Origin of the sequence: Corynebacterium sp. HMSC069E04 (genome assembly GCF_001813175.1) — a bacterium.
GTDB lineage: Bacteria > Actinomycetota > Actinomycetes > Mycobacteriales > Mycobacteriaceae > Corynebacterium > Corynebacterium aurimucosum.
This window is the reverse complement of record NZ_KV811664.1, coordinates 1-16160: the sequence shown is the minus strand read 5'-3', so window position 1 is coordinate 16160 and position 16160 is coordinate 1. Positions and strand designations below refer to the sequence as shown.

The window sequence follows — 16160 nt, the reverse complement described above, 5'->3', positions numbered from 1 at the left end:
GCCTGACCCCTAGTTAATGGCTATGGACTTTCATCGCTGATGCTGCTTCATGGTTGTGCGCTCATCAGTGTTCGGTCTTCCTTTTTAACTCTGGGTCGCACGGGCTGTTGCCCGCCGACTGCACCTGCTGCGTGGCAGCGAGGTACTCACGTACGTGACCTGTGTCCACGTCTGTGGACAATCGGAGCGCGCGCCTGAAGGCACGGGTCCGCTCCGCCAGCTCTACTGCTTCCAGATCAGGCCTTATCCACGCTCCCCTTCCGGGAAGGCGTCGGCCGGGATCCGGAACAACACGGCATCCTGTGGGATCACCCTTATCGGCGACAACCCTCAGCAGTTCCGTGTCGGGATGCTTTTGACGCGTAGCGATACAGGTGCGGAGACGCTGTCCTCGAGACATCCAACTCCTTAGGTCATATCGCTATTGCTGCTACGCCACAGCATTCCTGCATGTGGGCCGTTGTCTAGTCTACGCGAAAATAGGCCAAACCTTTAATTCCACCGCAGGCTGCTCGGAAAGCTAGTCCCGAGCGGCGTCGGAGTGAATATCAATCTTCCATCCGGTCAGGCGTGCTGCGAGGCGTGCGTTCTGGCCTTCCTTGCCGATAGCGAGCGAAAGCTGGTAATCCGGCACGGTTACCTTGGCCACCTGCGCTTCCTCGTCGAGGATTTCTACGCGCACGACCTTCGACGGGGCGAGAGCATTGCCCACGTAAACAGCTGGGTCTTCGTTGAAGTCGATGATGTCAATCTTCTCACCACCGAGTTCACGCATCACGTTGCTGACACGAGAACCCTTCGGGCCGATACACGCACCCTTGGCGTTGAGGCCCTTGGCGTGGCCGCGAACGGAGATCTTGGAGCGATGGCCAGCCTCGCGGGCAATGGCGATAATCTCGACCGCACCGTCGGCAACCTCCGGGACCTCCAGCTCAAAGAGACCGCGAACCAGCTCGGGGTGAGTACGCGACAGCGTGATCTGCACCTTAGCGCCGTTGCGGTTCACGCCCACGACATAGGCCTTGACGCGGTCACCGTGCTCGAGCTTCTCCCCTGGCAGCTGCTCAGCAGGCAACAGGAAAGCATCCTGGGAATCGTGTTCGGTGCCCAACTGCACCACAACGACGCCGCGCTTGTTGGCGTGGATATCGCGCTGGACGACACCCGACACTACCGTTCCGGTCAGCTCAGAATAGGAATCATAGGTTCGCTCAGCCTCGTTCTCGCGCAACTTGCGCAGAATGGCATCGCGGACCGCCTGCGCGCCGATGCGCCCAAAGTTGTCCGGGGTGTCGTCGTATTCGCTGATGACCTCTCCGGTCTCCGGATCACTTTCGGTCACAATGACAGTGACGGCGCCGCTGTCGGCGTCGATGTCTACGCGCGACTTCGTACCTTCCGCCTTTTTCTCAGCGGATTCTGCACGGTGGTCCAGGTAGGAATACAAAAGGGCACCCGCGATAGCTTCGAGCAGGTCCTTCACAGGTACGCCGCGCTCGCGCTGAATCGTGCGGAGTGCCTCTAGGTCAATATTCACTTGTTAGTCCTCTCGGGTTGCCGAGTTCTGCTCGGCGAAGTCGAACGTCTGCATAGCCGCCTCCAGCTCCATGGCTGAAGGCTGAGCAAATTCAATTTCTACCACTGCACGGCTCAAGTTTTCCAATCGTTCGATCTGGTAACGCACCTCCTTCTTCACCGTCGTGATAAGCGCCACGGATTCTTCGTCCTCAGACAGGGCGCCGATGCGCGCGACGCGAGTGGTTCCAGGTTCCTCGACAAGCGCATATCCGACCAGCCTTCCTTGGTTGCGGCGCCAATGGCGCGGGGCGCTCAGCGGGAAGTCCACACCTGGCGTCGACACCTCCAAGGTGTAGCCCGCGCCAAAGTTGAGGGTGCCCGCTTCCTCTTGGGCATCGAAAAGCTCGGAAATCTCCTGCGATAGTTCTTCTATGAGATCGGAGCTCGGGCGCTCATCGCCATCGATGCGAATGATGACCTGAGATTTCTTACCAGCTCGCGTGGTCTTCACGTCTTCGATGTCGAGGCCGCGTGCGACGGCGACGGGCTGCAGAATTTCGGTTAGTTGCGCGGGTGTTGGGAATGCCATGCGCTCTAGACTAGGTCACCCGGGTAGGGTCTATCGCGTGAACCGCCGAGTAGTTGTCCCCACCCTGCTTGTGTGCGCTGCCCCCTGGATGGGCGGCTGCCAAGCCACCGACGCGATCGTGGATTATTTTGGCCCCCACGCGGACCCCTCCCTCACCTCGCTTGCTCAAACCGCCAGTGCGGATGCTCTCGCCTTGGAAGAACTTGATGCGGATGCCGCTGCCTTGCGCGCAGAGCAAGCTGAGCAGCTCTATGAAGAAATCGAGCGACTATGCGGACGCGATGAGGAAGGAGAGACTCCACGCTCCTGTGCGGTCGACCGTGACGTTGCCCCGCAGGATTCCGCGGACGTCTCCGCCGTGTTTGACGCCGCCTCCTCATTCTCCGAAGAGAACATCAGCAACGTTCCTGAAGAATCCCGCGCCCTTGTTCTGACACAAGCCATTGCGCTTAACGCGTGGAAGAACGAGGAGCTGGCAGACGCTCCCGAACTCACAGAACAGGACCGTGAACTCGGAGTCGAGCTCCTAAAATGGGAATACCAGCAGGTCTATGCCCTCGATTTCGCGCGCTCCTATGTGTCCCCCGACCAAGAAGATCATGTCGATGAGCTTCTGCGCATTCACGAGGACAGAATCCTGCAACTTCAGCTGCAACTGGAAAAGCTCGGTCCCGTGCCGCAGCCCGCGCCCGCATACGATTCACCGGCAGGTAGCCTGCCAAAGGACGCCGACTCAGCGCGCGCATTCATCGACGAGGTCGCACATAACGACACGCTGAAGTGGACCAATGCGGCCATCACGGCGGCACCGGCAACCCCGTGGCAGCACTGGCTTATCACGGTTGCGGCGCAATCGCACCGCTTTCATGCTGCCTAGCCGCGGATGAGTTCCGTGAGGGTCTCCACGATCTGATCGGCGGGAACTTCACGAGTCTCGCCGCCGCGGATGCGCAGCTCAATGATGCCATCAGCGAAAGCGCGGCCCAGGATGGCGATGAACGGCATACCCAAAAGCTCAGCATCCTTGAACTTCACGCCCGGGGAGACTTTGGGGCGGTCGTCGTAAAGCACCTCGATGCCTGCGCGATCCAGATCCTCCACCAGCTTCTGACCTGCCTCCAGGGCAGCGGCGTCCTTGTTCGCTACGGCCACGTGCACCTGGTACGGGGCCACGGCCACCGGCCAGTTGAGGCCCTTCTCATCGTGGCGCTGCTCTGCCAGCACGGCGAGCATGCGCGTAACACCAATGCCGTAGGAACCCATGGTCGGCACGGCGCGCTTGCCGTTCTCATCCAGAATCTGAACGTCGAAAGCCTCGGTGTACTTGCGGCCCAGCTGGAAAATGTGGCCAAGCTCAATGCCGCGCTCCAGAGTCAGAGTGCCCTGACCATTGGGTGCAGGGTCCCCTTCCTTGACCTCGGCGGCCTCGATGAACTCATCCACAGTGAAGTCACGGCCGGCCACCAGTCCGATGACGTGGCGCTGCGGGGCATCCGCACCGGTAATCCAGGAGGTACCAGAAACCACGCGCGGGTCAGCATAAATCTTCACGCCGTGGGCATTCAGGACACGCGGCCCGACATAGCCCTTGACCAGGAAGGAGTTCTTCTTGAAATCCCCCTCACCGGCGAGCTCAAACTCGGCCGGCTCCAGCGAGGCCTCGAGGCGCTTTTCATCCAGCTCGCGGTCGCCCGGAATGAGGACGGCGGCCAGCTCCCATTCCTTCTCTTCTTCCGTGGCTGCGGGGGCGGCCACCTTGATCATCATGCACTTGAGGGTGTCCGCGGCGGTGACTTCGCGGCCGTCGACAGTAATGCCGGCGCCCTTAGCCCACTCCACCAGAGACTCAATGGTCTCGGATTTCGGAGTCTCATGCTCCTGTGCCTCCGGCAGGCCGTCGAAGGGGATTTCCTCCGGAGCCTGAGTGACCACGGCCTCCACGTTGGCAGCGTAATCGCCCTCGGTGGCGCGCACGAAGGTATCTTCGCCTACCTCAGACACGGCAAGGAATTCCTCAGAGGCCGAACCGCCCATCGCACCAGAAGTGGCCTTGCAAATCGCGTAATCGATCTCCAGGCGGTCAAAGATGTTCTGGTAGGCCTTGCGGTGGCGGGCATAGGACTCATCGAGCCCCTCATCCGTCATGTCGAAGGAATAGGAATCCTTCATGGTGAACTCGCGGCCGCGCAGCACGCCCGCACGCGGGCGCTCCTCATCGCGGTACTTCGTCTGGATCTGGTACAGCGTGACCGGGAAATCCTTGTACGAGGAGTACATATCCTTCACCGCAGTGGTGAACATCTCCTCGTGGGTCGGGCCCAGCAACATGTCCGCACCCTTGCGGTCCTTCAGACGGAACAGATTATCGCCGTATTCCGTCCAGCGGTTCGACTCCTCATAAGGCTCGCGCGGCAGCAGCGCCGGGAAGAGCATCTCCTGGCCGCCGATGGCGTTCATCTCCTGACGGATAACGTCTTCAATCTTGCGCATGGCACGCAGCCCCAGTGGCAGCCAGGTGTACACACCCGGCGCGACACGGCGCACATAACCTGCGCGAACGAGAAGCTTGTGGCTGGGGACTTCGGCATCAGCCGGATCCTCACGAAGAGTGCGGAGGAAAAGCTCAGAAAGACGTGTAATCATGGTTGCTCAGTCTACATCGCTAGCATGTAGCCATGCTGATCATCCTCCCTCCTTCTGAGACCAAAGCACACGGCGGCAGCGGCGCGGCCCTGAACTGGGACGAGCTTTCCTTTCCCGCGCTGAACCCGATCCGCCGAGAAATTGCTGCAGAGTTGTCGTCCCTCGACGTCGATGAAGCGCTGGAGGTGCTCAAGCTCTCTGAGAAGTTGCGTGGGGAAGCCGAGTCCAACCGCGAGTTGGCTTCCTCCCCCACCATGCCCGCGCTGGAGCGTTTCACCGGCGTGCTCTACGACGCCCTCGACGCCCCCACCCTCCCTCCAGAAGCACGGAAGTACCTAGCCGTGGGCGATGCGCTCTTCGGGTTGCTGCGCGCCGATGACCTCATCCCGCACTACCGGCTCTCCGGTAGTACGAAACTGGGCGGGCGGACGCTGAAGTCTCAGTGGGGTACGGCGATCACGGATGAGCTACGCGCGCTTGTCGACGCTGGCGAGTTCCTCATCGACATGCGCTCGGGCACCTATCAGCAGCTGGGCAAGCTCAAGGACGCCGCCACCGTGCGCGTGGAGTCAGTGCAAGAGGATGGCTCCCGCAAGGTGGTCTCTCACTTCAACAAGCACTACAAGGGGGAGCTCGCTCGCGTACTCGCTCTCCACGGCGAGAGCGTCTCCACCCTCGAGGATGTCGCCCGCGTAGCCCAAGAGTCGGGCATGAGCACCGAACTGCGCGGCACCGAGCTGGTGCTCGTGGTCTGATTTATCTATTTATCAATTTATCTACGCCCGCCGATTTATCTATTTATCTGGCTCAGGCGAAGCGGGGCCATTCAAACCAATGGGTTATAGCGCAAACTATTGCGCTTGAGCTCGCACTCAGTGGCGATAGAGATGCCGGAAGCAATCTTTCCGCGCTCGCGAAGGCGGAACATGGCGTCCACGACGCGATCACGCAAACCCCACGGATCAATGGTGTTGATGTAGACCTTCGTGCCGCCCTCAAAGCCAGCCAAGGTCGATACCCTGAGCTTGAGCATGACGCGCCACGGCTGAGGCAGGTCCACGCTGGGCGGACGGTGGTGCCATTCTTCATTGCAGGCCACGTCCGGCCCCACCGCGGCGTGGGCCGCGTGAATCAGATCCGACATTCCACGTACTTCCTCCGGGTTCTGTTCCCACGGTTCACAGCGCGGTGACTTGGAGAAGATCTCCAGTGTGGGATAGCGGTGGCCAAATCCGGCGAAGAGCACCGCATAATCATTTTCTGCGATGACGAGGTTGCGCTTTGCCGCATAGCCCACAGCCCAGTCGTTGTACATGTTGGGGTGCGCACGCAGAATCGCATTTTCCTGGTGAGCGGCCATGCCCAGGGCGTCAATCGCGACGAGCTGCTTATGCAAGTGATCGAAGGACGCGCCCGCCGGTGCCAGCCAGTTCTGAAATACAGCGACATAGGAGGCATAGCGGTTGCGCTGGTAGAGATCGCGCGTCGATTCCGCAGTGAAGGTTGTGAGCAGGAAGTGCTCATCGGGGCTCAGCGTGCCGGAGGAGGCTAGCTGACTATCATCGACGGCCCCATCCACGAAGTGCCGTGAGGAGATAATGACATCATGTCCGCCGCCGAAGAAACCATCGGCGAGGACGAGCAGAGAATCGTCGTCCAGCGCGGTATCCTTGCCCGCCGCCTTGAGCTTGGTGCGCACCACGTTAAGTACGTGCAGGCGCCCAGCCTCGTCGCCTTCGTACTTCTCCTTGTGCTGAGCCAGGTCTGGGTCCATGGTGAAGCCATAGTTCTCGTGCCAATAGTCATAAGACACGATTTCAAAAAGGTTCGGAACGCGGCGAAACAGCGGCTGGGAGTTATCCAGCTCGTGCGGAAGAAGGCCGCGTTGAATCTCCCCCGAGGCCAAGATGCGGGACTTTTCCGGCGGGGTATCCAACATGCGGCCTGAGCAAAAAGCACAGCTGTGCGTCAAGGCATCGGGCCCCAGCGGCTGCGGGTCTTTCGCCGGATGCGCAAGCGGACGGTTTCCACGTCCCGGCACCGTCCACACCTCTGTTCCGGAGAAAGGGTTGACCTGTTTGACGGTCCCATCCGCCATGGCCTGGATAGGTTCGACGCGGCTAAAAAGTGCTTCGCTCATGCTGCCCAGCGTAGACCTCCCCACCCGCCGGTGCGACTAGACTTAGGCCTCATGCAGCACCGATTCTTTGAAATAGATGTCTTCGCCACTGGGCCGTTTACCGGTAATCCCCTCGCCGTGGTTGCGGATGCCGATGGTTTGAGCACCGAAGAAATGCAGCGTATCGCACACTGGACCAATTTCTCTGAGACGACCTTCCTGTGCTCACCTACAGATCCTGGCGCGGACTACCGCGTACGAATCTTCACCCCGCACGAAGAGTTCCCCTTCGCCGGTCACCCCACGCTGGGCAGTGCGCGCGTCGCGGCGGAGCTATTAGGAAAGAGCGGGACCCTGATTCAGGAATGCGGTGTCGGGTTAGTCACCGTGCGCCAGGAAGAGGGCCGTTTCGCCTTCGCTACCCCGCCCTTACTGCGCCACGGGGAGCTCAGTGAGGCCGAGCGCTCCGAAGCAGCCGCCGTACTCGGAATCGATGAAGAGAGCATGGTTGACTCCGGCTGGGTGGACAACGGGCCTGGCTGGCGCTTGGTCCAGCTCGAATCTGCTGAAACCGTGCGGAAGCTTCGCCCCACACCCACCTCCGGCGTCAAGGTCGGCGTGGTCGGCCTCACCGGGGATACGGAGCCGGCCTACGAGGTTCGCGCTATCACCGGGCAATTCGAGGACCCCGTCACCGGTTCCTTCAATGGCGGAGCCGCCCAGTTCCTCCGTGCCAAGGGCGCCGTTCCTGCCCGCTATACCGCGGCACAAGGCAGCCAAATAGGACGCGATGGCCGCGTCTTTATCGACGATGACGGGGACGAGCTCTGGGTAGGCGGCAACGTCCACATTCGCGTGCGCGGAACCCTGGGGTCCCGCGATGACTAAAAAGCCCCTGCCTTTTGAGCTGCACAACGATTTTGCCCAACGCCTGCCACAGATGGTCACGGCAAGCCGCGGGGAAGAACAGCCAGTTCCACGAATCGTGGCGCTCAATGAGCACCTAGCCGCCGAGCTCGGCCTCGACCCAGACTGGCTGCGCAGCGAGGACGGAATAGAATTCCTCCTTGGCCGTGGAGCAGTCACTCCGCACGCGATGGCCTACGCGGGCTTTCAGTTCGGGCAGTATAACCCGGCAATGGGTGACGGCCGCGCCCTCCTCTTGGGCGAAGTCACTGGCCCCACCGCCGCTCACAACCCCACGGGCCTGTGGGATCTGCATGCCAAGGGCACGGGGCTGACTCCCTACTCACGCTATGGCTCTGATGGGCGCGGCACGCTGCGCTCAATGCTGCGTGAGTATCTCTTCTCCGAGTCGATGCATGCCCTAGGTGTGCCCACCACTCGGTCGCTGGCGGTTCTTGCCACCGGTCGCCCCATCCAGCGCCAGATGGTGGAAGAGGCAGGGGTTCTCGTGCGAGTGGCCGCGAGCCACATCCGTGTTGGTTCCTTCCACTTTGCCGCGCACTCGCAGGTGCCTGGGCTACTGCAGCGCCTTGCCGCCTACACCAGTGAACGCCACTACCCCGGCGCCGACTTCCGGGAGCTGTTCACGCACGTCATGGAGGCACAAGCCGCGACGGTCGCCGGGTGGATGCAGCTGGGCTTCATTCACGGCGTAATGAACACTGATAACACCACGTTATCGGGCGAAACCATTGACTATGGCCCCTGCGCGTTCATGGAAAGCTATGACCCCAACACCTGGTTTAGCTCTATCGATACGCAGGGACGCTACCGCTTTGGGCGCCAGCCCGACATGTTGGGCTGGAACCTTGCGCGATTGGTGGAGTCACTGCTTCCGCTTATCGACGACTCCCCTGACACCGCCCTCACCTGGGCTCAAGAGGCCATCGATACCTTTGCGGACCGCTTCGAGAAAGCACGGCGAGTCGAAGCCCTGCAGCACTTGCAGCTGCCCGAAGAGCTTTTCCAGGATTACAACGCTGCCCTCGTGCAGGCCGCCCCGGACCTCACACAAGCCAACCGCAGCCTTGTCAGTGCCGCGGCGGGCGAGCCTGCGGCGGCCTATGAACTCCTCAAGGATAGAAGTTTCGTTGATGCCTACTGCGCAAGTAGCCCCGACGCTGTGCTGCTCGAGCGAACCGTGCCGCGCGTGATTCCTCGGCCGCGGCTGGTCGAAAGCGCTCTGGGCGATGCCGAAGAGTTCGCCCGTCTTCTGCACGCCACCACGCATCCTTTTGATGCTGCGCCGGAGTATGAGCAGCCCGGCGGCACCGAAGGCTATCTCACCTACTGCGGAACCTAAGAACCACGAGCACAAACAGAAGCAAACACACCACCGCCCCGAGGTCTCCGTAGGAAAGGAAACGGAGTCTCGGGGCGGCGGTGCGTCTCTATCTTTCACTGCCACGCTCCCGGTCGGTTTCTCAGGCCGACCGCCCCGCGTGGCTGGGGTTCTCTCTATCTCTCTCGCATGCGCTCTCTCAAACGCACACCATCATTATGGGGCGCTGTCCTTGGTGAAGCGTTCCGGTGCACTGAACGCTTCCTGCCAATTACTGAGAATTACCTGCGAGGGAATCGCCGACGGGGCGAAGAGCGAGATTACTTGGTGTCCAGCTGCAGAGTCTTCTGCGTGTACTCCCACATCTCGTTGTAGAGCTTCTTGTCCTTGGACAGCTTAGTTCCGTAGGAAGGAATCATCTCCTGGATCTTGTCGCCCCACTGAATCATGTTCTCACCGAAGCAGCGCTCCAGTAGCTCAATCATGATGGCTGGGGTGATGGAAGCACCCGGGGAAGCGCCAAGCAGACCAGCGATGCTGCCTTCTGGGTTGTTGATGAGGGTGGTGCCGAACTCCAAGGAGCCGAACTGCGGTGCACCCGCTGGCTTAATCACCTGGACACGCTGGCCGGCGATAACAGTCTCCCAATCAGCCGGGTCAGCGCTCGGGACGTATTCCTTCAGGGTTTCAACGCGCTTATCGAAGTCCTTGAGAACCTCAGTGACCAGGTACTTGGTCAGACCAAACTCCTGTGCTGCCACGCCCAGGTAAGAGGTGATGTTGTCCGGACGGATGGACTTGAACAGGTCCAGGTAGGAGCCCTTCTTCAGGAACTTCGGGGACCAGCCGCCGTAGGGACCAAACAGCAGGCCTTCTTCACCGTCGATGACACGGGTGTCCAGGTGCGGCACGGACATCGGCGGAGCGCCCACAGCAGCCTTGCCATAAACCTTTGCGTGGTGCTGCTTGACCAGCTCCGGGTTCTTGGAGCGCAGCCACAGGCCCGAAACCGGGAAACCGGCGAAACCAGAAACCTCACGGACACCAGCCTTACGCAACAGGTCGAGTGCGTAGCCGCCGGCCCCGACGAACACAAACTTGGCGTGGACAGCCTGGTAGTCACCGGTGTGGAGGTTCTTTGCCACCACGCGCCACTTGGAACCCTCACGCTTGATATCAACGACCTCGTGGCCATAACGGATCTCGGTGCCGGCAGCCTTAGCGGCAGTGAAGAACTGCTTAGCCAGGGCGCCAAAGTTGACGTCGGTGCCCGCATCGGTCCACGAGATGGCAACCTTCTGGGAGTTGAAGTCACGGCCCTGGGACATCAGGGGCAGCTTCTCCTGGAAGGTGGCGTCATCGTCGCTGAACTGCATGTTCGGGAACATGTGGTTATCCTTCAGCGCGTCGAAGCGGCGCTTCAGGTAATCCACCTGGATGGAGCCCTGTGCAAAGGACACATGCGGAACCGGGTTGATGAAGGCCTTCGGGTCCGTCAGGATGCCGTTGTTGAGCTGGTGGGACCAGAACTGGCGAGAAACCTGGAACTTCTCATTGATATTCATAGCCTTGGAAACATCAATGCGGCCGTTCTTTTCTGGGGTGTAGTTCAGCTCGCACAGCGCGGAGTGGCCGGTACCGGCATTGTTCCACGGGGAAGAGGACTCAAGCGCAGGGCCGTCCAAACGCTCGAAGACCATCTGCGTCCAGCTGGGCTCGAGCTCACGCAGCATGGCGCCGAGGGTGGCGCTCATAATACCTGCACCAATGAGTGCGACCTCAACCTCGTCTACTACTTGTGCTGTCTTCTTATCGGAGGACACTGTACTTATTACCTCTTTGAGTCGATGTATTCGTTGTGGTCAAGTGCCCTGCGCATGTGGGTACACAGGGCGCGGTGAGAAAGCGCTCGACGATGCTAGGAAGCAAACCGGCATACAGACCCCCTACGAGAGGTCCGTCAAGCATTAATTCCACTTTACGCCCCTAAATGAGAAATAGGCATTCCTGGGAAAATAAATGCCCGAATATGAAACCACTACCCCTTTTGTGGTGCAGGACAACTGTGGCTAGCGCTCCGCCCCGCCGGACGCACCTGACTGTACGGCCTATCATGAGCTCCATGACATATGACGAACTCGAATGGTCAACAGATCTCCTCGGGCCCGATTTCCAAGCCGCCACCCTTGAACTCGGCGCCGACCCTGATGGCGAGGGCGATGTGTGCGCGACGCTCGTGCGCTACTGTCCCGACACGGATGCCCACGATGACCGCCCCGCCTTGGTGTGGGTCCATGGCATGACGGATTACTTCTTCCACGATCACGTAGCGCGCTATTTCTATGAGCTCGGCTATGCCTTTTATGCTCTCGACTTGCGCAAGTGCGGGCGCTCCCGGAGGGACGGACAAACCTGGCATTACATCAGCGATATGAAGTATTACGATGCCGACCTCAACGCGGCTCTCGACGCCCTCCCCAACCCGCGTGTCGTCATCATGGGCCACTCCACCGCCGGCACCATCATCGCACTCTGGCTTGATCGCCTTCGCCGCCAGGACCGCGAACACTTCACCCGCATCTCCGGTGTCGTCTTCAACAGCCCCTGGTTGGCCATGATGGGAATGGCGGATAAGACTTATGAGGTGCTCAAGCACGTCATCTATGCCGGCGCTGCCATCGCCCCAAAATTCCCGATTCCCGGAGGCGATCTCACTGCCTACGGGGAATCTATCCATTCCGAAGAGCAGGGCGACTGGGAATTCGACCGTCGCCTCAAGCCACTGGGCGGGCACCCGAAATACCTGGGCTGGGTAGCAGCGGTCTTCCATGGCTTCGACGCGATCCATTCCGGCCGCATCAACATGGGACTCCCTCTGCTGACCATGACTTCAGGGCGTTCCGAGCTCAATCAGCCTTATAGCGAATCCTCTAACACCGCCGATGTTGTCGTCGATGTGCGCCAGAGCCAGCGATGGGCCAAGGAGCTCAGCGCCCGTTACACGCTCCACGTTGTAAATAATGGGCGCCACGATCTCTTTCTTTCCCGCCCCGAGCCGCTGCAGGAAGCATTCTCCACCGCCGCGGAATGGTTGCGCGCCGTGGCCCCTCTTGAGACGGATTAGACTCGCCCGCCTCGCGCTTTTCGGCCTGCACGGGTTGCGGCTAGGCAGCCTCTAGAATGGTCGGCATGACTTCCGCACAGCACTTTGACCTCGTCATCATCGGCACTGGGTCGGGAAATTCAATCCCCTCCCCTGAGTTCGACGATAAATCCATCGCCGTCATCGAAAAGGGAACCTTCGGCGGAACCTGTCTCAACGTGGGCTGCATCCCAACGAAGATGTACGTCTACGCTGCCGACGTGGCACTCGCCGCGCGCGAGGCAACCCGTCTTGGGCTCAGCGCCCACGTGGATGCTGTGGATTGGGACGGCATTGTCGAGCGCGTATTCCACAACCGCATCGATCAGATCGCCCGCGGCGGCGAAGAGTACCGCCGTGGCGAGGAAACGCCCAATATTACAGTCTTTGATCAACATGCTCGGTTCATCGGACCGAAAACCCTGCAAGCGGGCGATGACATCATCACCGGTGACAATATTGTTATTGCTACCGGCTCACGCCCTGTACTGCCCGAACCCTATGCCAGCTCTTCCGTGCCGGTCCACACCAACGAGGACATCATGCGGCTTGAGAAGCAGCCGCGTAGCCTCATCGTGGTCGGTGGCGGCTACATCGCCATGGAATTTGCCCACGTCTTCGACGGCCTGGGGACGGAAGTGACCGTGGTCAACCGCTCGGAGAAGTTCCTCCGGTTCCTTGACGAAGACTTAAGCTCCCGGTTCAACGACATCGCACGCGAACGTTTCGACGTACGCATTGGCACCGCCACAGCACTAGAGGAAACCGCAGACGGTGTACGCCTCACCTTGGATAACGGTGATGTCGTGGAGGCGGAAGCCATCCTCGTGGCCACCGGCCGCCAGCCCAACGGCGATCAGATGGATCTTTCTACCAGCGGTATTGAAATGCACGAGGACGGGCGCATCAAGGTCGACGAGTTTGGTCGCACGACCTGCGAGGGCGTGTGGGCGCTCGGCGATGTCTCCTCTCCTTACATGCTCAAGCACGTAGCCAATGCGGAGCAACGAGCGGTACAGCACAATCTGTTGCATCCTGAAGACCTCCGTCCCATGCCGCACGAGCACATCCCCGCTGCCATTTTCACCCACCCGCAAATTGCGACGGTGGGACTTACTGAGGCACAAGCCCGCGAAGAGGGCTATGACGTCACGGTGAAGGTGCAGAACTTTGGCGACGTTGCCTATGGATGGGCTATGGAAGACTCAACAGGCATCTGCAAGCTCGTGGCCGATCGTGCCACCGGCAAGCTCCTCGGCGCCCACATCATGGGCCCACAAGCGTCCACTCTTATACAGCAGTTGATCACTGCCATGGTCTACGACCCTGATATACGCGAGTTCGCTCGCTCGCAATACTGGATCCACCCGGCACTGCCAGAAGTAGTGGAAAACGCAGTTTTGGGACTAGAGTGGCAGGAGTGAAAGTTACATCGGATTGAGTGATCTTTTTCACATTGCGATTAAACTAATTTCACCAAAAGCCCTGAACCGCACTACAAGCACTTTTTAACACCAACAACATCTGTCAGCACCCTTTCAGAATTTCACCCATTTTGGGGGTGATAGCCGTGAGGGCTTAAAAGAAGACTCAAACTGACGTGCATTTTGCCTGACCGTTGGCTAGGTTAATTACAGACACCGGAACGAGCCGATACTCTCTACCGGCTCAGTGTGTTTTGGGGATACCAAAATAATCCCTATCCCTGTAAATCAAAGCCTCCTACTCTGGAGGCTTTGCACGTACGACTCTAAGGACTTTTGATATGCGTATCCGCAATGCAGCCATCGCCGGCGCTACTGCTCTCGCTGTTGCTTTCGGCGGCTCCACCGTCGCTTTCGCTGAGGACGCCAACGGCTCCGCTCAGGAGAACACCAACTCTTCCGCTTCCACCGACAACGGCTCCTCCTCCGCTGAGGACAACACCAACTCCGAGGCTTCCCTGTCCTCCAAGATTGGTGACTGGTTCTACGTTAATGAGAACGACAACAAGGGCACTGCGGCTGACGGCCGCGCCATCTTCGGCTCCTCCAAGCACGAGAACTGCGATGCTGACGAGACCGAGGAAGAGTGCACCACTCTCGGCGACCAGCCGGCTTGGGCCAAGGCTTTCTACGGCCTGGGCATCGCTAGCGCCATCGCTTCCGTAGCTGGCTTCATCGGCGTTGTGTACAACTTCTTCGTCCACGGCCCGTCCTTCTAAGACGTCTCCCTTACACACTTTTTCCGAAAGGTTTAAATTTCATGCGTAACTTCCGCACCGCTGCCGTTGCCGCTGCAACCGCCGCTTCCGTTGCTTTCGCCGGCACCTCCGTTGCCTTCGCTGCAGAGGACAACGAGACCGAGAACACCTCCTCTTCCAACCTGTCCTCCGCATACGACAAGGTCAAGGAAGACGACTCCGACGAGACCCTGTCCTCCAAGTGGGGCACCGCTACCGAGAAGGACAGGAAGGTCACCGGCGAGGACCTCTTCGGCAAGAAGCGCGCCGAGGATAACCCGCAGTGGGCTGAGATCTGGCGTGGCGGCACCTACGCTGCCCTCGGCACCGCAATTGCAGGCGCCCTGTTCGCTGCCTACAACTTCGCTGTGTACAACAACATCGTTCCGGCACACGTGCTGGACCCGATTTTCCGCCGCTAATTAAGTTGCGGGTACGCTGACTGACTCAGCGCACTTCATTAGCGCCCATCCTCGCATCGTGGGGGTGGGCGCTTTTGCATGCCTAGGCACCGATGAACTGTGGAGATACTCTAACTCTCTTAATAATTGCTGAGTGAATTGCTACAGTGGTGTGCCCGACAGGGGGATTTGGCGGCCTCAAGTAAACATCTAAGAGTGGTGCCGTTCCAGTGAATCCTGTCAATGTTTACGCTAGAATCGCTCAAGTGACTTGGGGCACCCTATAGTTACTCCAGTTCCTACGAGGTTTAAAAGGATTCACACTATGCGCATTCGCAAGGCCACCATTGCCGGTGCTACCGCTCTCGCTGTTGCATTCGGCGGCACCACCGTTGCTTCCGCTGCAGAGGGCAGCAGCAACGATTCCACTTCCAACTCTTCCGCATCTGCTGGTGAGCAGCAGGGCAACCAGAAGGCTGGCGGCTCCTCCGCACTGGGCAAGGCGCTCGAGGCCGACAAGGAAGCTAACGCCCAGAACATCTTCGGCCAGAAGTCTTCTATCTCCGGTGAGCCGAAGTGGGCACAGGCCCTGGCCGGCATCGGTATCGTCGCCACCATCATCACCATCGCCGGTGGTCTGGTTGGCCCGGCACTGAACTACCTCAAGTACGGCATGTAGTTCTCCCCTTCCCCGTCTAACCCACTTTCTGAAAGGCTTTACTTAAGATGCGTAAATTCCGCACCGCCGCCGTTGCTGCTGCAACCGCCGTCACCGTCGCCTTCGCTGGCACCACCGTTGCTTCCGCCGCTGAGGCCGTTGAGGGCTCCGGCCTGACCGAGCAGCAGGTTCAGGAGGAGCTCCAGAAGGACGCTACCTCTTCCGAGATGTCTTCCGCACTCTCTTCTGAGGGCGGCGGCTCCCTTTCCTCCAAGCTGGGCGGCGTAACCGACGGCAACATCACCGGTAATGGTGCTGACGCCTTCGGCTCCACCAAGAACCCCTCGAAGGTTCCGCAGTGGCTGGACCTCTGGCGTGGTGGCACCATCGCTATGGTTGCCGCTGCTGCTGTTTCCTCCGCTGTTGCTGCCTACAACTACGCTGTGTACTCCGGCGTTATCCCGGACTACGTTGGCCAGGCCATCAAGAACGTCTCTTTCTAGTTCACGCTTTTACTGGCAGTACAAAGCCCTCCGCCCCACCGTGTACCGCACGGGAGGTGGAGGGCTTTGTTTCTTTTTGGCAATGTTTAGGGGCCCTTCCGGTTTTAGAGTGCGTTGA

The 16160-nt window shown here is 59.8% G+C and carries 16 protein-coding genes; 10 read left to right on the top strand and 6 right to left on the bottom strand.

The annotated features are described in order from the left end of the window. Positions 1–64 precede the first annotated feature (64 nt). The 3 genes from HMPREF2896_RS12370 to rimP form a co-directional block, all read right to left on the bottom strand. Complete coding sequence (locus tag HMPREF2896_RS12370; RefSeq protein WP_083276446.1) at positions 65–400, bottom strand: YlxR family protein; 336 nt, start codon at positions 398–400, stop codon at positions 65–67. 120 nt (positions 401–520) lie between these two features. Further along, positions 521–1537, bottom strand: a complete 1017-nt coding sequence (gene nusA / locus HMPREF2896_RS04590; RefSeq protein ID WP_070718075.1) for a transcription termination factor NusA — start codon at positions 1535–1537, stop codon at positions 521–523. 3 nt (positions 1538–1540) lie between these two features. Beyond that, positions 1541–2107 carry a ribosome maturation factor RimP gene (rimP, locus tag HMPREF2896_RS04585; RefSeq protein WP_070711403.1) on the bottom strand — a complete coding sequence of 189 codons (567 nt, stop codon included), beginning with the start codon at positions 2105–2107 and terminating at the stop codon, positions 1541–1543. 37 nt (positions 2108–2144) lie between these two features. Here rimP and HMPREF2896_RS04580 point away from each other — a divergent pair, with 37 nt between their 5' ends. After that, complete coding sequence (locus HMPREF2896_RS04580) at positions 2145–2984, top strand: hypothetical protein (protein WP_070643869.1); 840 nt, start codon at positions 2145–2147, stop codon at positions 2982–2984. Here HMPREF2896_RS04580 and HMPREF2896_RS04575 read toward each other — a convergent pair. Continuing rightward, positions 2981–4750: a proline--tRNA ligase gene (locus HMPREF2896_RS04575; protein ID WP_070718073.1), complete on the bottom strand. Its 1770-nt coding sequence runs from the start codon at positions 4748–4750 to the stop codon at positions 2981–2983. The genes HMPREF2896_RS04580 and HMPREF2896_RS04575 overlap by 4 nt on opposite strands. 32 nt (positions 4751–4782) lie before the next feature. Here HMPREF2896_RS04575 and yaaA point away from each other — a divergent pair, with 32 nt between their 5' ends. Beyond that, positions 4783–5505 carry a peroxide stress protein YaaA gene (yaaA, locus tag HMPREF2896_RS04570; protein WP_070718070.1) on the top strand — a complete coding sequence of 241 codons (723 nt, stop codon included), beginning with the start codon at positions 4783–4785 and terminating at the stop codon, positions 5503–5505. Between the two features lie 71 nt (positions 5506–5576). Here yaaA and HMPREF2896_RS04565 read toward each other — a convergent pair whose 3' ends face one another. Then, the gene (locus HMPREF2896_RS04565) at positions 5577–6890 is read right to left on the bottom strand and encodes a DUF4921 family protein (RefSeq protein WP_210388743.1); all 1314 of its coding nucleotides are present in this window, start codon (positions 6888–6890) and stop codon (positions 5577–5579) included. 51 nt (positions 6891–6941) lie between these two features. On the opposite strand from HMPREF2896_RS04565, the gene HMPREF2896_RS04560 reads away from it, so the two are divergent. Both HMPREF2896_RS04560 and HMPREF2896_RS04555 read left to right on the top strand, forming a co-directional pair. Next, entirely contained in the window at positions 6942–7757 is an 816-nt protein-coding gene (locus tag HMPREF2896_RS04560; protein WP_070718064.1) for a PhzF family phenazine biosynthesis protein, read from the top strand. Beyond that, the gene (locus HMPREF2896_RS04555; RefSeq protein WP_070718061.1) at positions 7750–9138 is read left to right on the top strand and encodes a protein adenylyltransferase SelO family protein; all 1389 of its coding nucleotides are present in this window, start codon (positions 7750–7752) and stop codon (positions 9136–9138) included. The genes HMPREF2896_RS04560 and HMPREF2896_RS04555 overlap by 8 nt, the downstream gene beginning before the upstream one ends. Before the next feature lie 299 nt (positions 9139–9437). Here the strand turns inward: HMPREF2896_RS04555 and mqo are convergent, their stop codons facing one another. Continuing rightward, positions 9438–10940 carry a malate dehydrogenase (quinone) gene (gene mqo, locus HMPREF2896_RS04550; RefSeq protein WP_070718059.1) on the bottom strand — a complete coding sequence of 501 codons (1503 nt, stop codon included), beginning with the start codon at positions 10938–10940 and terminating at the stop codon, positions 9438–9440. 299 nt (positions 10941–11239) lie between these two features. Between mqo and HMPREF2896_RS04545 the strand changes: the two genes are divergently transcribed. The 6 genes from HMPREF2896_RS04545 (at position 11240) to HMPREF2896_RS13045 (ending at position 16042) form a co-directional block, all read left to right on the top strand. Beyond that, positions 11240–12241 (top strand): alpha/beta hydrolase, encoded by a 1002-nt coding sequence (locus tag HMPREF2896_RS04545; RefSeq protein ID WP_070718057.1) that lies wholly within the window; start codon positions 11240–11242, stop codon positions 12239–12241. A gap of 56 nt (positions 12242–12297) precedes the next feature. Further along, on the top strand, positions 12298–13683 hold the full coding sequence (gene mtr, locus HMPREF2896_RS04540; protein ID WP_070718054.1) for a mycothione reductase: 1386 nt from the start codon (positions 12298–12300) through the stop codon (positions 13681–13683). Positions 13684–14024: 341 nt separating this feature from the next. Further along, a complete protein-coding gene (locus tag HMPREF2896_RS04535) occupies positions 14025–14462 on the top strand; it encodes a hypothetical protein (RefSeq protein WP_070445621.1) in 438 nt (145 codons plus the stop codon). A gap of 41 nt (positions 14463–14503) precedes the next feature. Continuing rightward, positions 14504–14902, top strand: a complete 399-nt coding sequence (locus HMPREF2896_RS04530; protein WP_070445619.1) for a hypothetical protein — start codon at positions 14504–14506, stop codon at positions 14900–14902. A 304-nt stretch (positions 14903–15206) separates the two neighbouring features. Continuing rightward, positions 15207–15560: a hypothetical protein gene (locus HMPREF2896_RS04525; RefSeq protein ID WP_070445616.1), complete on the top strand. Its 354-nt coding sequence runs from the start codon at positions 15207–15209 to the stop codon at positions 15558–15560. 47 nt (positions 15561–15607) lie between these two features. Then, on the top strand, positions 15608–16042 hold the full coding sequence (locus HMPREF2896_RS13045) for a hypothetical protein (protein WP_246823995.1): 435 nt from the start codon (positions 15608–15610) through the stop codon (positions 16040–16042). The last annotated feature ends 118 nt before the right edge of the window (positions 16043–16160 follow it).